16 protein-coding genes are annotated in these 15,433 nt (G+C 63.2%); 5 read left to right on the top strand and 11 right to left on the bottom strand.

The window, feature by feature from the left end; translation table 11 throughout:
* Window positions 1-37 precede the first annotated feature (37 nt).
* Window positions 38-805, top strand: a complete 768-nt coding sequence (locus tag ACNJX9_RS16270; RefSeq protein WP_439409528.1) for a hypothetical protein — start codon at window positions 38-40, stop codon at window positions 803-805.
* A gap of 49 nt (window positions 806-854) precedes the next feature.
* Here ACNJX9_RS16270 and ACNJX9_RS16265 read toward each other — a convergent pair whose 3' ends face one another.
* Complete coding sequence (locus ACNJX9_RS16265; protein ID WP_439409527.1) at window positions 855-1,565, bottom strand: WbqC family protein; 711 nt, start codon at window positions 1,563-1,565, stop codon at window positions 855-857.
* Window positions 1,562-2,326 carry a glycosyltransferase family 25 protein gene (locus ACNJX9_RS16260; RefSeq protein WP_439409526.1) on the bottom strand — a complete coding sequence of 255 codons (765 nt, stop codon included), beginning with the start codon at window positions 2,324-2,326 and terminating at the stop codon, window positions 1,562-1,564. Before ACNJX9_RS16260 ends, ACNJX9_RS16265 begins: the two co-directional genes overlap by 4 nt.
* Before the next feature lie 181 nt (window positions 2,327-2,507).
* Between ACNJX9_RS16260 and ACNJX9_RS16255 the strand changes: the two genes are divergently transcribed.
* Both ACNJX9_RS16255 and ACNJX9_RS16250 read left to right on the top strand, forming a co-directional pair.
* Window positions 2,508-3,680, top strand: coding sequence for a DegT/DnrJ/EryC1/StrS family aminotransferase (locus ACNJX9_RS16255; RefSeq protein ID WP_439409525.1), 1,173 nt, complete (start codon window positions 2,508-2,510; stop codon window positions 3,678-3,680).
* A 51-nt stretch (window positions 3,681-3,731) separates the two neighbouring features.
* On the top strand, window positions 3,732-4,760 hold the full coding sequence (locus ACNJX9_RS16250) for an NAD-dependent epimerase/dehydratase family protein (protein ID WP_439409524.1): 1,029 nt from the start codon (window positions 3,732-3,734) through the stop codon (window positions 4,758-4,760).
* 4 nt (window positions 4,761-4,764) lie between these two features.
* Here the strand turns inward: ACNJX9_RS16250 and ACNJX9_RS16245 are convergent, their stop codons facing one another.
* The 4 genes from ACNJX9_RS16245 to ACNJX9_RS16230 all read right to left on the bottom strand — a co-directional run bounded on the left by ACNJX9_RS16245 (window position 4,765) and on the right by ACNJX9_RS16230 (window position 8,420).
* On the bottom strand, window positions 4,765-6,270 hold the full coding sequence (locus ACNJX9_RS16245) for a glycosyltransferase family 39 protein (RefSeq protein ID WP_439409523.1): 1,506 nt from the start codon (window positions 6,268-6,270) through the stop codon (window positions 4,765-4,767).
* Between the two features lie 9 nt (window positions 6,271-6,279).
* Window positions 6,280-7,407 carry a glycosyltransferase family 2 protein gene (locus ACNJX9_RS16240; RefSeq protein WP_057748801.1) on the bottom strand — a complete coding sequence of 376 codons (1,128 nt, stop codon included), beginning with the start codon at window positions 7,405-7,407 and terminating at the stop codon, window positions 6,280-6,282.
* Window positions 7,408-7,682: 275 nt separating this feature from the next.
* Window positions 7,683-7,886: a hypothetical protein gene (locus ACNJX9_RS16235; RefSeq protein WP_057748802.1), complete on the bottom strand. Its 204-nt coding sequence runs from the start codon at window positions 7,884-7,886 to the stop codon at window positions 7,683-7,685.
* Window positions 7,887-8,042: 156 nt separating this feature from the next.
* A complete protein-coding gene (locus ACNJX9_RS16230; protein WP_271597035.1) occupies window positions 8,043-8,420 on the bottom strand; it encodes a hypothetical protein in 378 nt (125 codons plus the stop codon).
* Window positions 8,421-8,538: 118 nt separating this feature from the next.
* On the opposite strand from ACNJX9_RS16230, the gene ACNJX9_RS16225 reads away from it, so the two are divergent.
* The gene (locus ACNJX9_RS16225) at window positions 8,539-9,360 is read left to right on the top strand and encodes a DUF72 domain-containing protein (RefSeq protein WP_439409522.1); all 822 of its coding nucleotides are present in this window, start codon (window positions 8,539-8,541) and stop codon (window positions 9,358-9,360) included.
* 9 nt (window positions 9,361-9,369) lie between these two features.
* Window positions 9,370-9,831, top strand: coding sequence for a DUF488 domain-containing protein (locus ACNJX9_RS16220; RefSeq protein WP_439409521.1), 462 nt, complete (start codon window positions 9,370-9,372; stop codon window positions 9,829-9,831).
* A gap of 107 nt (window positions 9,832-9,938) precedes the next feature.
* On the opposite strand, the gene ACNJX9_RS16215 is transcribed toward ACNJX9_RS16220, so the two are convergent.
* The 5 genes from ACNJX9_RS16215 to ACNJX9_RS16195 all read right to left on the bottom strand — a co-directional run bounded on the left by ACNJX9_RS16215 (window position 9,939) and on the right by ACNJX9_RS16195 (window position 15,342).
* Window positions 9,939-10,853 carry a PhzF family phenazine biosynthesis protein gene (locus tag ACNJX9_RS16215; RefSeq protein ID WP_057748811.1) on the bottom strand — a complete coding sequence of 305 codons (915 nt, stop codon included), beginning with the start codon at window positions 10,851-10,853 and terminating at the stop codon, window positions 9,939-9,941.
* A 121-nt stretch (window positions 10,854-10,974) separates the two neighbouring features.
* Window positions 10,975-11,871, bottom strand: a complete 897-nt coding sequence (locus ACNJX9_RS16210) for an amidohydrolase family protein (protein WP_057748814.1) — start codon at window positions 11,869-11,871, stop codon at window positions 10,975-10,977.
* A gap of 21 nt (window positions 11,872-11,892) precedes the next feature.
* Window positions 11,893-13,137: an MFS transporter gene (locus tag ACNJX9_RS16205; RefSeq protein WP_439409520.1), complete on the bottom strand. Its 1,245-nt coding sequence runs from the start codon at window positions 13,135-13,137 to the stop codon at window positions 11,893-11,895.
* Between the two features lie 50 nt (window positions 13,138-13,187).
* On the bottom strand, window positions 13,188-13,919 hold the full coding sequence (locus ACNJX9_RS16200) for a GntR family transcriptional regulator (RefSeq protein WP_439409519.1): 732 nt from the start codon (window positions 13,917-13,919) through the stop codon (window positions 13,188-13,190).
* Window positions 13,920-14,040: 121 nt separating this feature from the next.
* On the bottom strand, window positions 14,041-15,342 hold the full coding sequence (locus ACNJX9_RS16195; protein ID WP_439409518.1) for an adenylate/guanylate cyclase domain-containing protein: 1,302 nt from the start codon (window positions 15,340-15,342) through the stop codon (window positions 14,041-14,043).
* Window positions 15,343-15,433: the final 91 nt, after the last annotated feature.

Here is a 15,433-nt window from a genome sequence, read left to right as displayed (position 1 = left end):
CTCCTCTCATCAACATGAAAACGTGCGAGCACAAATCATGACATCAAACGACCTAGAGGACGCGCAGAACTTTACCTATGCTGCCCGGGACGAAGTGGCCGCTTACAGCCGGCTGCAGGAGCTGATGAAGACCTCGCCGCTGCCTCCGCGTGAATTCCACGCAAATCTCGGCCTGTTCCTCAATCGCCCGTCGCTGGCGCGCATCCTCTTCATGCATGACCTTTATTCGATGACCCTGCGCACCCATGGCGTCATCATGGAATTCGGCGTTCGCTGGGGCCAGAACATGGCGCTGTTCACGACCATGCGCCACATCTACGAACCCTACAACATGAGCCGCAAGGTTGTTGGCTTCGATACGTTCGAGGGCTTCCCGTCGGTGGCGCCCCAGGACGGCGATTTCGACGGGCTGAAGGTCGGCGGGCTCAGCGTCACGCCCAATTACGAAGACGTGCTGGCAGACATCCTGTCGGCGCAGGAGAAACTCGCACCGCGCAGCCACCTCCGCAAGTTCGAGCTAGTCAAAGGCGACGTGACCAAGACCCTTCCCGCGTATCTTGAGAAGCACCCCGAGACGATCATCTCGCTGGCCTATTTCGATCTCGATCTCTACGAACCGACCAAGAGATGCCTCGAGCTCATTCGCCCCTATCTGGCGAAGAACAGCATCGTCGGGTTTGACGAGCTGGTCCTCGCCGAGAATCCGGGCGAAACCCTGGCGCTGCGCGAAGCATGGGGCACCCAGGGCTATCGCATCTGCCGCAGCACGATCTCGCCGCAGCAGAGTTACGTCGTGTTCGAATGAGGCGTCGATCTCGACGCCTGGTCGTTTCGGATCGACGCACCTTGACGGCCTACGCGTCCTGTTCAACCAGATCGTAATTTTCGGCGATGATCTCGCTCAACTTCGACACCGGGTTGAACATCAAGAGATCGACGATCGACAGATATGGCACATGGGGCTGCCCGAACTGCTCATAGGGAAACGGCCTGGATCGCAGCGCCCTGAATTCGATCCCGCGGGCCCTGAAAGCATCGGCATCATAGAGCTCCAGGCCGCCGATCGCGTTGATGTACTTTTGCGTGCCTTCCGCTTCGCACAATGCGAGCACCCTGTCCTGGAACTTGAGGGAATGATCGATCGGCACCTCGGACGAAATCTTGAAGGCGGTCTTCAAACCGAGATGCGCGCAGGTCATCCGCAGCGAATTGAAGAGATAGCGAAATAGATTTGGATCTTGAAAGCCGACAATCTCTTCCAGAAGCGGGAAGGTCTGCTTGAAGAAGGGAGCGGTTCTATAGGCTCCCCGCCATTGATGAAGCAGCTTTGGACGGTCGAACTCGGCCGCCAACTCCCTGTCGCGGATATCAAGCGCGTCCGAGGCCTTCTTCAACGGCAGCGAGAACAACGCGTCTTTGCCGTTGACCAGCATCCGGTTGCGATTGACCCAGCCCTTTTTTACATATTTGACGTTATCATAGACGATGAAGAGATCGACCGCACCGATGAGCTGATAGTAGCCGATATAGGGCAGAAAATACGGCTGCATGATCGCGAGTTTCATCGTGTGACGCCCTGCTGGCCCCAAACGCGCGCATCGTGGGTATAGGTCGTCGACGTCGCATTGTTGTTGCGCGGCACCACAAGCGGCGCGAAACAGGCGTACGCCTGCATGAAGCGATAGACGCTGTTTCCCATCCCGTCCAACCCGGTCGTCCGCAGCATGCGATTGCCGAGCGCCTCGATTTGGACCGGCCGATTATCCATCGGATAGCACAGCTCCAGGAGCCTGGTCGCCCCGGCCGGAGATATCAGGTTTCCGGCTGGCCCGAAGCAAGTGTTCAGCCGGAGCGCGGCAACCTGGGAATTCGCGCTCTGGAAAGCGGCATCACTCCGGTCGTCCGGATGCGCAGGCCGAAAGACCATCATCGACTTCATGCCCTGCGCGAGCTCGAGATCGAGCACTGAATCCGTGTTGCAACCAAGCACCAGGAGGTCCCAGTTTCCAAGAGTCGGAAGCAAATTCTCCAGACGCGCGATGATGTCGTGGCGGATGGTACAATCGTCCTCGAAGACAAGGGCGGGCTCGTTCTGCCCGGCGATCCAGTTCAATATCCGCCACAGCGAAGCGGCACCGCCAACGGCTCCCCTGGTGAACTGCGAACCGGGCGCAACAAGCCGCATCGCCATCACCTCCTGATCGGTCAGCTCCAGGCCATTCGTCGCGGGGAAACGCTCGAAGGCGATTCCGCAGTCTGCATTCCGCTTCACGAAGTTTTCGAATTTCTCTGGATGGCGATCGAGATTGATGACGAAGTTCTTCATTTGCCAAAAAGCCCGTTAGCGGATGGACGCCGGAGAGCGCCACTAGAATATTGATTCGCCAGCCGCGGCTAGTGCAAACGCGCCTGTCAATCGCGGACCCCGTCGCGCACGAATGCTCCACACAAGTCTCGACCTATATCGATAGGCCGTCACAAACTTGCATCGACAATCAGGACTCGAGATGACTGCCGCAGTCCCGCTTGAATCTCTCACGCCGCTGGCCCTGAGCCCGCTTCATATCGTGCGTCCCAGCTTTCCGAGAACCGAACAGTTCTTGGCCGCTTTCGAGACAGCGCTGGAGACCGGCCAGGTCACGAACAATTCCCGCTGGGTCGTCGAATTCGAGAGGCGCTTGAGCGAGTATCTGGGCGTCCCGACGCTGGTTTTCTGCAACGGCCAGATCGGGATGATGACCATGCTGAGGGCCGCGGGGATCACCGGCGGCGAAGTGATCGTGCCGTCGTACACGTTCAGCGCAACACCGCATGCCATCAAATGGGTCGGCGCCGAACCGGTCTTTGCCGATATTCTCGACGACCAGACCATGCGTCTCGACCCTGATGATGTCGAGCGCAGGATCACGGAGCGAACCGTCGCCATCCTCGCCGTCGACGCTTATGGGATCCCCAGCGATTATGCTTCGCTCGCCGGGATAGCCGAACGCCACAAGCTGAAATTTCTGGTCGATAGCGCCCCCTCCTTCGGAACGCGCATCAACGGGCAGCTGGTGGGAGGGTGCGCGGACGCGCAGATGTTCAGCTTCCACGCCACCAAGGCCTTCGCGACGATGGAAGGCGGTTGCGTCTGCAGCCACGATGCGGACTTGCTCGCGCGCGTCAAGGCGATGCGGAACTTCGGGCAAGTTGACGGCGCTGATTGTCACGAGCCGGGCCTGAACGGGAAAATGCTGGAGATAGCGGCCCTCATCGGCCTCGAGCAACTCAAGACGTTCGAGCAGGCCATTGCGACACGCCGACAGGCTGTCGAGCGCATGCGGACCGGGCTTTCCAAGATTCCAGGTTTGCGCGTGGGGCGAGAGCCAGCAGGCGCGCAAACGAACTGGCTCTATCTTCCTGTCGTCGTCGACGCCAGTGAGTTCGAGCTCGACCGGGATGCGCTGGCGTCGGCGCTCGAGACGCACAATGTGTTCGTCCGCAAATATTACAGCCCGCCCTGCCACCACATGACGGCCTACACGACGCAGAGGGACGTGAATTTGCCGGTGACGGAAAGGGTCGCTTACAACGTCATCGCGCTTCCGGTCTACAACGACATGACCGACGAAGAATGCGATCTCGTCGTTTCCGCCATCCGGTACGCGCGCCAACAGGCGCAAAACAGACCGAAGCCTTAGTCGCAGAGCAGCAACCGACCCGAGACCCTCAAGAACAAAGAAGTCTAGGACATGCAGAAAGTTCTCGTCACTGGAGCCGGAGGCTATATCGGCATTCCTCTGTGCCAGATGCTGGCGCAAAAGGGCTATTCGGTGACTGCGCTCGATCGATGCTTTTTCGGACGAGATCGATTCACGCAGGCGGCTTCTCACCCGAATATCAAGATGCTCGTCGACGACATCCGCACCGTCGACCCCCAGCGGTTCGAGGGGATGGACGCCGTCATCGATCTGGCCGGACTGAGCAACGACGCCTCTGCCGAAATCGACCCCGAGCTGACGGTCTCGATCAATCACCAGGGCGGCGTTCGCCTGGCTCGCGCGGCCAAGCGGGCCGGCGTGCGCCGCTATGTCTATTCGAGCTCGGCGTCGGTCTACGGCCACGGCCAGGAAGTGTCGCTCAACGAGCACGCCGTCTGTCGCCCGCAGACGCTTTATGCCGAAAGCAAGCTTCACGTCGAGGACGAGCTGCGCAAGCTGCAAAGCGACACGTTCGAAACGGTCATTTTGCGCAACAGCACGGTGTTCGGCCTGGCTCCGCGCATGCGCTTCGATCTCGCCATCAACGTCATGACCCTCCGCGCCTGGAAGGAGCGGGTGATCTACGTCATGGGAGGCGGCGAGCAGTGGCGGCCGTTCATCCACGTTCATGATGTCTGCCGCGCCCTCATGATGGGCATCGAGAGCGAAGCGTCGGTCGTATCAGGTGAAACGTTCAACGTCGGCAGTGACGATCTCAACTACCAGATCAAGCAGCTCGCGAACTTCGTCAAGGACATCATTCCGAATATCGTCACCCACACGATCCCAGATGCGACGGACAAGCGAACCTATAATTTGTCCTTTGCCAAGATCATCCAGCGCCTGAAATTCGATCCATCCTCCCGCGTCCATGAAGGCATCGTGGAGATCAAGCAGGCGCTGGAGCGGGGCACGGTCAGTGGCGACGATCCCACCACCCATACGCTGGGATGGTACCGGTCCCTGATCGACTGGGAAAAGCGGATCAAGGAGTTGTCGTTCAACGGCAAGATCTTGTGATCGCTCAGGGCACAAGTTCAGGCGGCGGCGAGCGGTCGAGCACGTCGCCCTTAGGCCGCTCAAGCAGATCGATACCATAGGTCTCGACCACGAGCGGCCCGCGCTTGCGCTGCAGCTCGGCGACACGCGTCACGTGCGTGAAGAGATCGTTGAGGAAGGGATGGCCTCCGGGCCTGATCTCGTCGACATAGAGCAGCTTGCCCGCGAGCAGCTTCGGATCGGGCTCGGGCATGTTGACCCAGCGAATGCGCTGGTTCTGCTGCACCACGCAAGCCCCGCGCGGCAGATAGAAGGCGAGCCAGCCCGTGGTGCCGTAGTCAGGCGTGAGCACGCAGGTTGCGCCATTGCGGACGCGTTCGGCTTCGATATTGGCTGCAAGCTCGCGCCAGCCGACGCCGACGCTGCGCACGGTCGCGTCGCGGCGATAGCCTGAAAGCCAGCCGGTATTGGCCTGCAGGATCAGCGCGGCAAACATCACGATGCCAACAGGGGCGGCCCAGCGCAGGCAGAAATCCACCAGGCGGCGCGCCCGCGGCTTCCACTGTGCAAGGCTGGCGGCGGCCGCGGCGGCGACAATGAACGGCGGATAAACCGGCGCAAACCAGTTGGCCTCGACGCGGGCATGGAGCGAATGCCAGACGAAATAGACCACAATGGTCCAGAACATCGTCTCGATCAGCACGCGCGAGGCCAGCGCGCCGGCCCGGCGCCAGGTCAGCGCATGCAGACCCATCGCACCGAGGATGAAGACCAGTGGCGTTGCGAAAGCGATCTGGGTCGGGATCAACTCGGCAATGAAGACCGGGCGGAAATCCTCGATCCTGGCGCGCCCGAGCTGCTTGACGAACGAGACCCAATGATGATCCGCATTCCACAGGATCACCGGTGAGAACAGCGCCAGCGCGACGAGGCCGCCGAGATAGGGCCAGGGCGAGAGGAACCAGCGCCGCAGCTTCGGCACCGCCGCAAGCCAGATCAGGATCGCAGCACCGAAGAACATCGCGGTGTACTTTGACAGCAGCGCCGCGCCGACGGCAGCGCCGACTGCCAGCCACCAGGCACCGCGGCCGGTCTCGAGCACCTTGGCGAGGAAGAACAGCACGAAGCTCGAGGCAACCAGCAGCGGCGCATCCGGCGTCACGATCAGCGTGCCGACCGAGGCCATCATGGTGACGTTGAGCAGGATGGCGCTGGTCGCCGCCACGCGCGCACCGCCAAACAGGATCGCGGCGGTGCGATAGATCGCATAGCTCATCGGCAGCGCGAGCAGGATCGAGACCAGGCGGACGCCCAACTCGGTATCGCCGGCGATCATGGTGCCGGCGCGGATCACGTAAGCCACCATCGGCGGGTGGTCGTAATACCCCCCCGCGAGGTTCTTCGACCACATCCAGTAATAGGCTTCGTCGAAGGTGATCGGGGTATACGCGGCCGCAACCAGCCGCAGGGCGACCAGCGCAAGGATCACCAGCGCCGTGTTGCGGACGATCCGCGCGTCAGCCCCGCCCATAGCGGCGCACTATTTCTTGCGCCAGACGAACAGTCCGGACATCGCATAGTTCCACACCACGCCCATCAGTGCGCCGGCAAGGCCCGCCAACCACCAGATCGGCTCCTGATCGTAGACCGAGAAGGCGACGCCGACATTGGCGAGCAGGCCGACGCTGCAGACGATGTAGAACATGATCAGGCCGCGCAGGATCGCAAAACCCTTCAGCCGCTGGTCGCGATAGGTGAGGAAGTTGTTCATGATGAAATTGCTGGTCATGGCGACGATCGCGCCGGCGGCCTGCGCCTCCGCGAACGACACCTTGATCAGCTGAAGCGCGATGAACAGCGTGGCCAGATGCACGATGAGGCCGATGCCGCCGACCATCGCGAACAGGATGAAGCGCAGCGAGACGATGTCGTTGGTCAGCTTTGCCAGGACGAGGCCAAGGAAGTCCAGCGCGACCATCGAATCGAGCTTGCTCTCGCCGTGCTGGCGGGCGCCGAAGGTGTAGGGAATTTCGACGGCGCGCAAATTGCCGTGCGCGGTGGCAACGAGGTCGAGCAGGATCTTGAAGCCGTGCACCGACAGTTTCGGCGCCAATTGCTCGAAACGGTCGCGGCGGACCATGAAGAAGCCGCTCATGGGATCGGCGATCTCGACCCGGAGCATCTTCCTGGCGACTTCGGTCGCCAGCGCGCTGGCGCCGGCGCGCTTTTTGTTGAAACCTTCGCTCTTGTAACCCTCGATGTAGCGGCTGCCGACGACGAGGTCGGCCTTGTCGCTTGCGAGCAGCAGCAACATCTTCGGCAGCTGCGTCTCGTCGTGCTGGAGGTCGGCATCGATCACGGCCGCATAAGGCGCGCTCGAGGCCAGGATGCCCTCGATGCAGGCGCCGGAGAGGCCGCGGCGGCCGATACGGCGGATGCAGCGCACGCGGCTGTCTTTCTGCGCCAGCTCGCGCACGACGTCCCAGGTGCCATCGGGCGAATTGTCGTCGACGAACACGACCTCCCAGGCGACGTTAACGAGCGTCGCCTCCAGGCGCCGGTACAGCACGGTGACGTTGTCGCGCTCGTTGAAGGTCGGGACGATAACCGACAGTTCGGGCCCCTCTTGGGCCTGGCTGTGGGCGTCCGGTCTGATCGCTTCATTCATGACGGCATGCGTATATCCGCCGCGTCCAGCGATGCCAAGTTCTTGGGCTACGAGTTCTTGGGCTACAAGCCGAGGTTTTTCAGGGAAACCGCCCCAAAGGGGCCCAAAAATGCCAACGACCCCGGAACGGCGGACCGCGCGTACATCCGGCGCACGCCCAAGCTATTCCAAGGTCGTCCCAGCGCCGGAGCTTTTGGCTCAACGTCGCCGTTAGGGGCTAGATGGGAACGGAAAAGCCTGATTTCAAGAGGCCGAACCCGCCCTTTTTCAGGCCATCATTGATTCGGGACTTCCCGGATCACTGGGCCCCGAGGCGCGGGGGCCACAGGGGCCGCAGGCGCCATGGCGGCGGGGGCCTCGACCTTGGCCGGCTTCGGAGGCTTGCCGTACTGGCCGATCGGCCCGAAGACGACGGCGACCGCCAGCACGACTGCGGCGACGATCGCGCCAAAAATGCCACCGACCGACTCAGACGACATACCAACCCATCCCCGTTCCAGATGAGCCCTGTCATATCACGGATGAATGCACGGTCGGAAGGGCCAGGGGGCGAGTTGCGAATAGCGAATGGCGAGTAGCGAATGAAGTAAACCAGGCCTTCCCGCCCTATTCGTCATTGGCCATTCGCCACACCCCTACTTCGCCGGCGGCCGGTGCTTGACGTAAGCAGTCACGATGTCCCTCTGCGCCGACTCCACCGCCCTGTTCGCGGTCGCGAGATGGGCGCCGGAATCGATATCAGGATATTGCGTGGTGAGATAATCGAGCAGCGCGACCCGGTAATATTGCCGCTCCGATGGACAGGCCCCCGCAACAGAGCGGCCGAACTCCTGCTCCGACAGGCCCTGATTGGAGTCGCGCGAATACTCGCGCGCCAGGCAATGCCAGTAATCGTCGCGGCCCTGCATCGCGAGCTTCTGTGCGCCCTTCGCATCGTCATCATCCGCCCTCACGGAATGTGTGGCAGCAGATGTCATCATGACGAGCGCCGCTCCCAGCATCAGCATCCGCATCTTGTTCTCCTTTTTGTGCAGATCGCGGGGCAAGCTTAGACGGGATGCAACAACTGGCCAATCACTTCTGGTTTGAATAGGATGCAGCTCTCCCCTTCCCGTCGAGCGAGATCCTCCCGTGGCCAAAGCAAAAACCGCGACCAAAAAATCCGGCAACATCTACATCGGCATCGGCGGCTGGACCTTCGAGCCCTGGCGCGGCGTGTTCTATCCGGAGAAGCTGACGCAGGCGAAGGAGCTGTCCTACGCCGCCTCGAAGCTGACCTCGATCGAGATCAACGGCACCTATTACGGCTCGCAGAAGCCGGAGAGCTTTCGCAAATGGGCGAGCGAAGTGCCTGAGGGCTTTGTATTCTCGGTGAAGGGGCCGCGCTTTGCCACCAACCGCCGCGTGCTGGCCGAGGCCGGCGATTCGATCAAGCGCTTCTATGATTCCGGCGTGCTGGAACTCGGCGACCATCTCGGCCCCGCGCTGTGGCAGTTCGCGCCGACCAAGAAATTCGACGGCGCCGATTTCGGCAAGTTTCTGGAGCTGCTGCCGCGCAAGCTCGAGGGGCGCGCGCTGCGCCACGTGGTGGAAGTGCGCCATGACAGTTTTTGCACGCCTGACTTCATCGCCCTGATCCGCGAGTTCGAGACGCCCGCGGTGTTTGCCGAACACGGCAAATACCCCGCGATTGCCGATGTCGCCGGCGATTTCGTCTACGCCCGGCTTCAAAAGGGCAATGACGAGATCAAGACCTGCTATCCACCGAAGCAGCTCGACGCCTGGGCCGCACGCTTCAAGGCCTGGGCCCAGGGAAGTGAACCCGACGACCTGCCGAAAGTTGACAAGACCAAGCCGAAAAAGGAACCGCGCGACGTGTTCGCCTATGTCATCCACGAGGGCAAGGTACGCGCGCCGCACGGCGCCATGGAACTGATCGCGCGGGTGAGTTGAGGAGCCTCCATGGCCAAGGCGAGGAAGCTCTTCACCATCGGCTACGAGCAAACGCCGCCGAAGGCCGTGCTGGATGAGCTCGAGCAGGCCGGCGTCAAGCTCGTGGTCGACGTGCGCGCGGTGACGTCGTCACGGCGGCCGGGCTTTTCCAAGAAGCAGCTCGCCGCAGGCCTCGATGAGCGCGGCATCGCCTATGTGCATCTTGCCGCATTGGGCACGCCAAAGGAAGGCCGCCTCGCTGCGCGCAGTGGCCAGTACGATGTGCTGGAGAAAATCTTCTCGAAGCACCTGAAGACGCCGGAGGCGAAAGAGCAGATGGATGAGCTCTCGGCCCTCGTGAAGAAGGCCGGCCCGGTCTGCCTGCTGTGCTATGAGCGCGACCACGCCCATTGCCACCGCCAGATGATCGCGGAGATCATCGAGGAACGCGACGGGGTTGCGGTGAAGAATTTGGCAGGGCGGCAGGTGTAGCAGCAGTTGTAGTCCGTAGCCCGGATGGAGCGAAGCGCAATCCGGGACCTTCGTTCCGCGCCGGCAGTCCCCGGATTACGCTTCGCTCCATCCGGGCTACGAAGGTCCTACCCCTCCCCCGCCAGGTTGAACGTCCCCTCCATCATCTGCACGCAGGCACCGCCGACATGGGCGGAGACGATCTTGCCGTCGCGCTTGACGACGCGCGTCTGCAGGATGCTGGGGCGACCCATGTCAAAGCCCTGGCCGACGGTGAGCTTCAACTCGCCGTCCCCGACAGGATCGAGATCGGCGAACAGCGCGGCTGCGGCGACCGTTGCGCTGCCGGTGGCGGGATCTTCGGCGAGACCGCCGGCGCCGCGCATGAACATGCGCGCCTGCCGCTCGCACGGCGCCTCCGAGGCGGGCACATCACGCGTGTAGAACCACACCGAGCGGGCGTCGTCGCGCGGCAAGATCCTGCCGAACGCGGCCGCGTCGGGCCTTGCCCGCTTGAGCGCCTCACGCGACACCACCTCGGCCACCAGAAACGGCGTTCCGACGCCAACGACTTGCGGTGCATGATGTTCGATCCTGATGTCGTCGGCCGCGAGCGAGATGCAGGCCGCAACATCAGCGGCGGACACTTCCGCCCATCGGGACAGCGGCTGCGGCGCGGTCAGCTCGGTGCCGATGACCCGCCCCTGCTCGCGAAAAATATCGATCGGCACGAGGCCGGCCTTCTCCTCGAACCGCAAACGCGACTTCGGCTCCCTCGCAAGGCTCGCCAGCACGAAGGAGGTGCCGACATTGGGATGCCCCGCGAACGGCATCTCCCTCACCGGCGTGAAAATGCGAACCTCGGCGTCGTTATCCCGGTCGCGCGGCGGCAGCACGAAGGTCGTCTCGGAATAATTGAACTCGGTCGCGATCGCCTGCATCTGCTGCGTCGAGAGCCCGGCAGCATCGAGCACCACGGCGAGCTGGTTGCCGCCGAAGGCGCGATCGGTGAACACGTCGACAGTGATGTAGCGGCGCTGCATGGTGCTTCCTCACGCTAATGGCGGCGGCAACCCGCGCCGCTTCGCGCAACACTCTACAAACCGCCGACATCGTCCGTCATGCCCTAAAATAGAGAGCAATCGGAGCAATCGCGCTCGCGCCTCAGAAGCGGAAAAGGGGTCGCGGCGATGCCAGCACCTGCGCGCGCTCGCGCTCGTCGACGATGAGCGTGTCGAGAAATTGCCGGTTCTTGGCGTAAGTCTGCGTCGCCTCGAACTGCGTGTGCGGCCAGTCGCTGCCCCACAGCAGGCGATCGAGGCCGTAGGCATTGCGAAGCAGCGGATAGGCCTCCTTGGCAAAGCTCTCGCCTGCCGCGCCGTTGCGATACGGCGCAGAGATCTTGACCCACACGTTCTTCGTCGCCCCTAGCTTCAGCACGGATTGGAAGCCGGGATCCGCGACGCCGGCCTTGGGATCCGGCAGGGCAAAGTGATCGAGCACGACGGTGACGCCGAGCTCGAGCAGACGCGGAGTGAGCACGGCGAGATCGGACGCGTTGCGCTGGATCTCGACCTGCCAGCCCATCGCCTTCACGTTGGCGAGCAGTCCCTTCCATTCGCTTGCCGAAAGATCAGGCAAGGGCTGGCCGACGAGATTGAGGCGGATGCCGACCACGCCGGCCCGATCGAGTTCACGCAGTTCTTCGGCGGGCACGGCAGGATCGACGACGGCAATGCCGCGCAGGCGGCCGGCCGTCTGCTTGAGGCAATCGACGAGATAGGAATTGTCGGTGCCAAGGAAGCTCGGCTGCACCAGCACGCCATTGCTGATGCCGTTGTGGTCGAGCTGTTCCAGATACAGCGACAGCGGCGCGTCGTAGTCGGGCGCATAGCGCCGGCCCGGCGCGAGCTTCAGTCCGTGGTGGAAGACATGGGCGTGGGTGTCGATCACAGGCATCGTCGCCTCACCTGCCGCTTTGCCCGCAGCCGCGATGGCCGCCAGGGCTGCGGCGCCCGCGCTGAATTGGCGGCGCGTCATGCCGCGATCGGTTATCTTCATGTTGATTACCCCTCATTCCCGTCAAACGCGCGCGGCCGCAGTCTGCTCGAACACCTTGCCGCGGGTTTCGGGCAGCAGCAGAACCGCGATCAGCACCAGCGAATAGGCGAACGCGGCGTCGATGCCGATCGCGGGCCCAAGGCCGATGTGATCGCTGAGAAAGCCGACCAGGAAGGGGAACGCGGCGGAGACCACGCGGCCGAAATTGTAGCAGAAGCCGACACCGGTGCCGCGGACGCCGGCCGGATAGAGTTCGCTGAACAGCGCCGCCATGCTCGCTGGGATGCCGGCCGAGAAGAAGCCGAGCGGAAAGCCGAGCACCAGCATCTGGCCGTTTGTCAGCGGCGCAAAGATATAGACCAGCACGGTGGCGATGCAGGCGCTGGCGAAGAACGCCACGTTCGCGCGGCGGCCGATCCGGTCGCTGACGATCCCGCTGGCGACGCAGCCGCAGAAGAAGGCGATGATGATGACAGCGAGATATCCGCTGGACCCGAGCACCGAGAGGTGCCGCACTTCGCGCAAGTAAGTCGGCAGGAACGTCGTCAGCGCGGCATAGCCGCCATGGGCGCCGATGCCGAACAGACCGCCGACCAGGGTCGAGCGCAGCACGTCGCGGTGGAAGATGCCGGCGAGCGTCGCGAAGAATGGCGCCTCTGCGTCCCGGGCGACAGCGCGCGGCGGCTCCTTCAGCCCGCGGCGGATGAAGACGATGAGCAGCGCCGGCAACAATCCGATCGCGAACAGGATCCGCCAGGCGATATCGGCCGGCGCATAGGTGAACACCAGCGCGGACAGCAGCACGGCCGCGCCCCAGCCCACGGCCCAGGCGCTCTGCACCGTGCCCAGCGCCTTGCCCCGATGCTCGGGGCGGATGATCTCGGCCATCAGCACCGCGCCGCAGGCCCATTCAGCGCCGAAGCCGAGGCCCTGAATCGCCTTGAGCACCAGGAGCTGGGTGTAGCTCATCGCGAATGCTGATGCGAAGGTCGCAAGCGCGAAGGTCGCGACCGTGATCTGGAGCGCCTTGACGCGACCGAACCGATCGCCGAGCGCGCCGCCGAGCCAGCCGCCGAACGCGCCGAAGAACAGGGTGACCGAGCCGAGCAGGCCCGCATCGGCCTTGCTGATGCCGAAGGCGGCGATCAGCGCGGGAATGGCAAGACCGAACATCTGGACGTCGAGCGCATCCAGCGCCCAGCCGCCAAAGCTTGCCCAGAAGGTGCGCCGCTCCAGCGGCGAGCTTTCACTGTACCAGTTCGACATGTTTCCTACCCCTGTACGCGTTTATTGCTTGGTGTCGTTGAAGGCCGCCATCACCGGATCTCGGCGTGGTAGCGGAAGCGATCCGCCGGCCCGCGCGAGCGGCGCCATTCGATCGGCCGCCGTTCCAGATCGAGTGCGAGGCGCTCGATCACGATCAGCGGTGCGTGCGCCTCGAGGCGCAACAGCCGGGCCTGCATTTCGTTGGCTGTCTCGACCGTCAAAACTTCTTCGGCGGAAACCACGACCTCGCCGCAGCGCTCTTCGTAGAGCGGATACAGCAGGTCGCCGAACTCGGCGGTGTCGATTTCGAGAATTGGCGCAAAGCGCGATTGCTGAAGCCAGATTTCCTCGGCGAGCAGCGGCACATCATCGAGCAGCCGCAGGCGCGACAGGCTGATCACGGGTTCGCCGACGGGAATGCGCAGCGCTGAGGCGACCGCCGTCGTCGCTGGCACGCTCTTGCGCCTGAGGATGCGGCTCTTCGGCACCCGCCGCTCGCCGCTTTGGGACTGGAAACGGAAGAAGCGGAACAGCGAGGAGTTGAAGCGGGCGCGGCGCACGAAGGTGCCGCGGCCCTGCTGCCGCTCCAGCACGGCATCCGCGACGAGTTGGTCGATCGCCTTGCGCACCGTGCCGATGGCGACGCCGTAATGCGCCGCCAACTCGGCCTCCGATGGGATGGGCTCGCCCGGCCGCCATTCATTGCGGTTGATCCGCGCGGCGAGGTCGTCGCGCAGGCGCTGGTAGCGTGGCAGGCGGTCGTCGCGCGGGGCCGGATTCATATAGTCATATAGATGACTAGATGAGATAGGAGTCAAGCGCTACTAAAATACCGCATGCAGCAGATACGAAGCCGGGCTGGATATTTCAGCACACGCCTGCAAAGAAACGCGAGCGATCCCCTCACCCCAATTGAAACACGACGACCGGCTGTTCATAGCCGCGCACCGTGACCTCGCCGAGCGCGACCGCATCCTCGCCGTCTTCACCCAGCGCCTCGCGCACGGACGCTGAAATCAGGAGCTGCGAACCAAACTCTTTATTGAGCGCCTCGAGCCGCGATGCGAAGTTCACGGTGTCGCCGATCACGGTATATTCCTTGCGCCTGGGCGATCCGATATTGCCCGCGACGACCTCGCCGAAATGGATGCCGATGCCGATGCGCAGCGGCCAGCTCGTCTGCGCGTTGATGTGATCCATCGCGGTCAGCATGTCGCGGCCTGCGGCGACCGCACGATGCGCGGCATCGGAGGCCTCGAGCGGCGCGCCGAACAGCGCGAGGAATCCGTCGCCCAGAAACTTGTTCACGATGCCGCCATGGCGGTCGAGAATATCGACCAGCACGGCGAAAGCGCCGTCGAGCCGGTCGACGACCTCCTGCGGGGTGCGCGACTGGGCGCCGGCGGTGAAGCCGCGGAAATCGACGAACATCACGGCGACGCGCCTGATATCGCCGGCGACGCTGGTCCCCTCCGCCATCAGCCGCTCGACCACCTGCGGCGAGACGTGCTGGCCGAACAGGTTGGTCACCCGGTCGCGCGCGGTCGCCGCCGCGATGCTCGCGCCAAATTGCCGCCGCAACTGCGCGCCGACGGAGCCCGCGAGCACGCCGCAGAGCAGGATGACGGCGCTGCGCACGGTGTGGAAGTAGATCAAGGGTTCGCCCGCGGCGTTCGCCGAATCGAAATACAGCGCGACCGCCAGCAGTTCGCTTGCTGCGACAAATCCCGTGAAGGTGGACAGCCAGAAATCGAGCCGCAGCGTCGAAAGAATGACGAAGATGAAATAGACGAACGGCAGCACGAAGCCGAGCGCGGGCCCAGCGCCCATGCTGCGGATCTGCAGGATCAGGATCAACGTCGGCAGCGACGTTTCGATGAAGGCCCCGATATAGCGCCTGACCACCGGCAGGTCGCGATCGAGCTTGAGGTTTCGCCTGATCTGGCTGTGGACCCAGACCTCAAACAGCAGGAAGCCTGCAACAAGGACATATTCGCGGACCATGCCGTCCGTCCCGCGCCAGATCCGGTTCGCGATGGCAGGGTCGATCAGGAAAGTCGCCGTGAGCAACACCAGCATGACGAGGCCCGTGGCGATCAGCGCCTGCACCCGCAAGAGCTCGGTCCGCAGCACTTCGCGCGTCAGCTCGCGCTCGAACTCCTCCGACAAGACGGCCCTCTGCCGGGCTCTTAAGAAGCTAACCATTATTCCCCCGGGTCATTCCGGGGCGATGCGACAGCATCGAACCCGGAATCTCGAGATTCCGGGTTCACGCTTCGCGTGCCCCGGAATGACC

It is taken from the genome of Bradyrhizobium sp. BLXBL-03, assembly GCF_051853015.1.
GTDB lineage: Bacteria > Pseudomonadota > Alphaproteobacteria > Rhizobiales > Xanthobacteraceae > Bradyrhizobium > Bradyrhizobium manausense.
This window is presented reverse-complemented; position numbering and strand designations above follow the sequence as displayed.

Coding starts and splice junctions, on each gene's coding strand:
- ACNJX9_RS16250 (WP_439409524.1), top strand. CDS start 3,732: ATGCAGAAAGTTCTCGTCACTGGAGCCGGAGGCTATATCGGCATTCCT.
- ACNJX9_RS16265 (WP_439409527.1), bottom strand. CDS start 1,565: ATGAAACTCGCGATCATGCAGCCGTATTTTCTGCCCTATATCGGCTAC.
- ACNJX9_RS16205 (WP_439409520.1), bottom strand. CDS start 13,137: ATGTCGAACTGGTACAGTGAAAGCTCGCCGCTGGAGCGGCGCACCTTC.
- ACNJX9_RS16220 (WP_439409521.1), top strand. CDS start 9,370: ATGGCCAAGGCGAGGAAGCTCTTCACCATCGGCTACGAGCAAACGCCG.
- ACNJX9_RS16245 (WP_439409523.1), bottom strand. CDS start 6,270: ATGGGCGGGGCTGACGCGCGGATCGTCCGCAACACGGCGCTGGTGATC.
- ACNJX9_RS16240 (WP_057748801.1), bottom strand. CDS start 7,407: ATGAATGAAGCGATCAGACCGGACGCCCACAGCCAGGCCCAAGAGGGG.
- ACNJX9_RS16260 (WP_439409526.1), bottom strand. CDS start 2,326: ATGAAGAACTTCGTCATCAATCTCGATCGCCATCCAGAGAAATTCGAA.
- ACNJX9_RS16215 (WP_057748811.1), bottom strand. CDS start 10,853: ATGCAGCGCCGCTACATCACTGTCGACGTGTTCACCGATCGCGCCTTC.
- ACNJX9_RS16255 (WP_439409525.1), top strand. CDS start 2,508: ATGACTGCCGCAGTCCCGCTTGAATCTCTCACGCCGCTGGCCCTGAGC.
- ACNJX9_RS16230 (WP_271597035.1), bottom strand. CDS start 8,420: ATGCGGATGCTGATGCTGGGAGCGGCGCTCGTCATGATGACATCTGCT.
- ACNJX9_RS16235 (WP_057748802.1), bottom strand. CDS start 7,886: ATGTCGTCTGAGTCGGTCGGTGGCATTTTTGGCGCGATCGTCGCCGCA.
- ACNJX9_RS16200 (WP_439409519.1), bottom strand. CDS start 13,919: ATGAATCCGGCCCCGCGCGACGACCGCCTGCCACGCTACCAGCGCCTG.
- ACNJX9_RS16270 (WP_439409528.1), top strand. CDS start 38: ATGACATCAAACGACCTAGAGGACGCGCAGAACTTTACCTATGCTGCC.
- ACNJX9_RS16210 (WP_057748814.1), bottom strand. CDS start 11,871: ATGAAGATAACCGATCGCGGCATGACGCGCCGCCAATTCAGCGCGGGC.
- ACNJX9_RS16195 (WP_439409518.1), bottom strand. CDS start 15,342: ATGGTTAGCTTCTTAAGAGCCCGGCAGAGGGCCGTCTTGTCGGAGGAG.